The 4,118-nt window shown below is 65.1% G+C and carries 4 protein-coding genes; 2 read left to right on the top strand and 2 right to left on the bottom strand.

Going from position 1 to position 4,118, the window contains the following annotated elements; genetic code table 11:
• On the bottom strand, positions 1-863 hold an 863-nt coding region (locus EOA29_RS27660; RefSeq protein WP_145969829.1), incomplete at its 3' end, for an ATP-binding cassette domain-containing protein.
• A 136-nt stretch (positions 864-999) separates the two neighbouring features.
• Entirely contained in the window at positions 1,000-1,962 is a 963-nt protein-coding gene (locus EOA29_RS27655; protein ID WP_126090807.1) for a sugar-binding protein, read from the bottom strand.
• Positions 1,963-2,547: 585 nt separating this feature from the next.
• Between EOA29_RS27655 and EOA29_RS27650 the strand changes: the two genes are divergently transcribed.
• Together EOA29_RS27650 and EOA29_RS27645 are read left to right on the top strand one after the other, a co-directional pair.
• Entirely contained in the window at positions 2,548-3,654 is a 1,107-nt protein-coding gene (locus EOA29_RS27650; RefSeq protein WP_189350428.1) for a LacI family DNA-binding transcriptional regulator, read from the top strand.
• 98 nt (positions 3,655-3,752) lie between these two features.
• Positions 3,753-4,118, top strand: a 366-nt coding sequence (locus EOA29_RS27645; RefSeq protein ID WP_145969828.1) for a class I SAM-dependent methyltransferase, incomplete at its 3' end; no start/stop codon positions are given.

Here is a 4,118-nt window from a genome sequence, read left to right as displayed (position 1 = left end):
TCGACCGGGTGATCCGGATAGGCTGGGGTGCGCACCGCGCTGGCCGAGAGCGCCACGCCGCCCGGAGCGCGCCCCGCTTCGGCGGCCTTCTCGCGCTCCTTCAGCATGCGGCCGATCATCAGCTTGACCATCTGGTCGTGGTTGATATCGCTCTTCGGCAAGGTGCCGGCAAGCATGCCGTCGCGCAGCACCACGACGCGATCGGCGACACGCTCGACCTCGTGCAGGCGGTGCGAGATGAAGATGACGCTGATGCCTTCCGCCCGCAGCCCCTTGATCACGTCGAGCAGCTTTTCCGTCTCGGCGATCGGCAGGCTGGAGGTCGGCTCGTCGAGGATCACCAGCCGCGCCTTGATCGACAGCGCCTTGGCGATCTCGACCATCTGCTGCTGCGCCAGCGACAGCGAGGCGACCGGCGCGTCGGCCGAGAAATTGGCGCCGACGCGCTTCAACAGCGGCGCCACCATCTCGCGCAACCTGGCGCGGTCGACCAGCCTCAGCGGCCCGGCCTTCAACGGCTCGCGGCCGAAGAAGACGTTGGCGGCGACGTCGAGATTTTCGAAGAGGTTGAGCTCCTGGTGCACGAAGGCGATGCCGGAGCCGATGCTGGCTTCCACGGTCAGCCCGTCATGCGCGACGCCGTCGACCGTGACGGTGCCGCTGTCCGGCCGCGTCACGCCGCCGAGGATCTTCATCAGCGTCGATTTGCCGGCGCCGTTCTCGCCGACCAGGCCGATCACCTCGCCCGGCTTGACCTCCATGGAGAACCCGTCCAGCGCCACGACGCCGGGATAGGTCTTGCGCACGGCCTCGAGGCTCAGGAACGGAGCGGACTGGACGATGGATGGGTCGGAATAGTTCATCGCGCCATGGTTCATCGCGCCACAATTCATGACGCATCTCAGCAGCCGGTGGGCTACAGACTGACGGGCCTCGCGAGGCCCGTCAATACGGACGCCGGCCCAAGGCGAACCTTGAGCCGGCGCAACGGTTCATCGATTAGTTGCCCGCCATCGCCTTCAGATTGGCGGCGTAGGCGTCGACATCGTCCTTGCCGATGATCTTGGTCGGCACGATGATCAGGCCGCCGGCCGGAATGCCCGACTTGTCGCCCTTGAGGTAGGAAGCCATCAGCTTCATGCCCTGATAGGCCCATTCGAAGGGCTGCTGCACGACGGTCGCTGCAACCGTGCCTTCCTTGACGCCGCCCAGCGTGATCGGATCGTCGTCGAAGCCGACGACGGTGATCTGGCCGAGCTTGCCGGCGTCGCGCAGCGCTTCATAGATGCGCGGCGTGTTGTAGGAATAGAAGCCGACCATGCAGGTGATGTCGGGGCTGGCGACCAGCGCGTCCTCGACATTCTTCTTGGCGCGCGCCTGGTCGATGTCGTCGCCGCGCACGTCGACCAGCTCGATCTTGCTGCCGGCGAGCCCGTCCTTCATGCCCTGGATGCGCTCCTTGGCGTTGTCGGCGCCGAGCAGGCCGACGAAGCCCAGGCACTTGCCGCCGTCCGGCATCGCCTTCTTGGCGATCTCGGCCGCCTGCTTGCCGGCATCGACGTTGGACGAGCCGATATAGGCGACGCGCTTGGTCTGCGGGGCGTCCGAGTCGGTGGTGAACAGCGCCGTCTCGGACGCGATCTTGTTCAGCCCGTCGGTCGAGGTCTTGGGATCGACGGCCGAGACCATGATGCCCTTCACGCCGGCCGTCACCAGATCGTCCATCAGGCGTTGCTGGATGGCGACCGAAGACTGCTCCGGATATTTGAGCTCGAGAGTGTAGTCGGGCAATTCGCCCTGCGCCTTCTTCACGCCGGCTTCCGCCGCCTTCCAGAAGTCTGACGCGCCGTTGACGACGAAGGCCAGCGTCGGCTTGTCGTCGGCGCGCGCGGTCGCGCTCGCAGACAGTCCGAGAGCCAAGGCCGCCGCGGCGACGGATGCGTTACGGATCATGGATTTCATGGTTCAACCTCCCTTTTTGAAACTCATCCCTGATGTGTCGGCTGCGGCCTGGACGCCCTCCTCCTCAAGGGGCTTGCCCAAGGTCTGGCAACTTAAGAACGGCGCAAATCCAGCCGCGACCAAGACACTAGACACTCATTTGGCGTTCGTAAATAGTCCGATTTGTCTGACATTTTCGTGAGAGCGAGGGCAGCCCTCCTCCGGCGGCTTGCCGGCCAGTCGCCACGCGTTCCTCCCACTGCCGCCACCGGCCGGAAGCCCCGGTTCGGTCGCGGCGAGTTGACAGTAAAACGCTTACAGCTATTAGTAAAGAGTATTAGTTATGAAGCTGGCATGGCGTATCCGCGGCGGCGACGGCCATATCCAGCCACGCAAGCGGGATGAGGATGGTGGCGGCAGGAAGGCACCTCGCTGAGGCGAGAATCACCGGCAATTCTCCGGTTTCACGGGATCGGTCATCTGTTTTTCGTTGACAGACGGAGCGGCTGGCGAGGAAGATGTCATCCTTGATAATAGTTATAAATTTGGCGCTTCCGCGCCGCACTTGACCACCTTGCCGTTGCCGGCGGGGTTTGGGAAACGACCATGAGCGAAACGACGGAACTGCGCGATCCCCCGGAGACGTCCAGGCGACGCAACGCCAAGCCCAAGGGCCGCGTCACCATGACCGACATCGCGCGAGCCGCCGGCTGCTCGCAAGCGACGGTTTCCTTCGTGCTCAACAATTCGCCGGGCATCCGGCTGTCGCAGCAGACGCGCGACCGGGTGGTCGAGGCAGCGAGAGCGCTCGGCTATTCGCCGCCGGTCTTTTCGGCGCTCCGCCCGGCGGTGACGCCGTTCGAAGGGCTGGACGGCGTCATCGGTTTTGCCGTCGACCAGCTCGCCACCAGCCCGGAGGCGGTGGTCGCCATCGAGGGCGCGCGCCAGGCTTCGTGGAACGCCGGCAACGTGCTCCTGGTCGCGCAGACCATGGGCGACGCCGTCATGGAGCCGAGGGTTATCCAGGCGCTGACGAGGCGCGGCATCTCGGCGCTGATCTACATGACCATCTTCACCCGCGAGATCGCCGCGCCCGATTTCCTCTACAGCCTCGACATCCCGGTCATCCTGCTCAACTGCTACACCGCTGATTATGCCTTCCCGGCGGTGGTGCCCTCCGAGATCGCCGGCGGCCAGAGCTCCACCCGTCACCTGATCGGCCACGGCCACCGCCGCATCGCCACCATCACCGGCGAGCCTTGGATGCAGGCGGCGCAGGACCGGCTGAAAGGCTATCGCCGCGCTTTAGCCACCGCCGACATCCCCTTCGATCCGGAACTGGTGGTCGAGGGCGACTGGTCGGCCAGCGCCGGTTATGCGGCGACCGTCAAGCTACTCGCGCTCAAAGAGCGCCCGACCGCCATCTTCTGCCAGAACGACCGCACGGCGATCGGCTGTTACGAGGCGCTGAAGGAAGCCGGCCTGCACATCCCCCAGGATATTTCCGTGGTCGGCTATGACGACGAGGAGATCGCCCGCCACCTCTTCCCGCCGCTGACCACATCGATCCTGCCGCATCTCGCCATGGGCCAGTGGGCGATCGAGCAGCTCGAGACGCCTCCGACGCCCGGCCGCGGACGCTACCCCATCACCAAGCTGGAATGCCCGTTGGTGGAACGTGAAAGCGTTGCGACCGTGAATTCGCCCACATAACCGCCTTCGCCTGCCCCGCTATCCTTGCCGCGACAATTGCCTCGCGCCTTGGCAGCAATTGCGTCGAGGTTTAGCGTGGGCTGATATGGGAGGTCCCGATGGCGTCTAGCTTTACCGTTCACGCAGCGTCCGGTTATGAGCAGCTCATGGGGCGCTGGAGCCGAAAACTTGCGCCGCTGTTCATCGACTTCGCCGGCTTGTCCGCCGGCGAAAAGATCCTCGATGTCGGCTGCGGCACCGGCAGCCTGACCTTCGAGCTGGCGAAATCCGCCGGTCTCGCCGAAATCCAGGCCATCGACTTCTCAGCCGTCTTCGTCGAGGCGGCGAGAGAGCGCAATACCGATCCGCGCGTCACCATCCAGCAGGCCGACGCCACCGCGCTGCCTTTCGAGGACAACACATTCGACCGCGCGCTGGCCCTGCTCGTGCTGCACTTCGTGCCGCAGGCCGGCAAGGCGGTGGCC

Source organism: Mesorhizobium sp. M1E.F.Ca.ET.063.01.1.1 (genome assembly GCF_003998155.1).
Lineage (GTDB): Bacteria > Pseudomonadota > Alphaproteobacteria > Rhizobiales > Rhizobiaceae > Mesorhizobium.
This window is presented reverse-complemented; position numbering and strand designations above follow the sequence as displayed.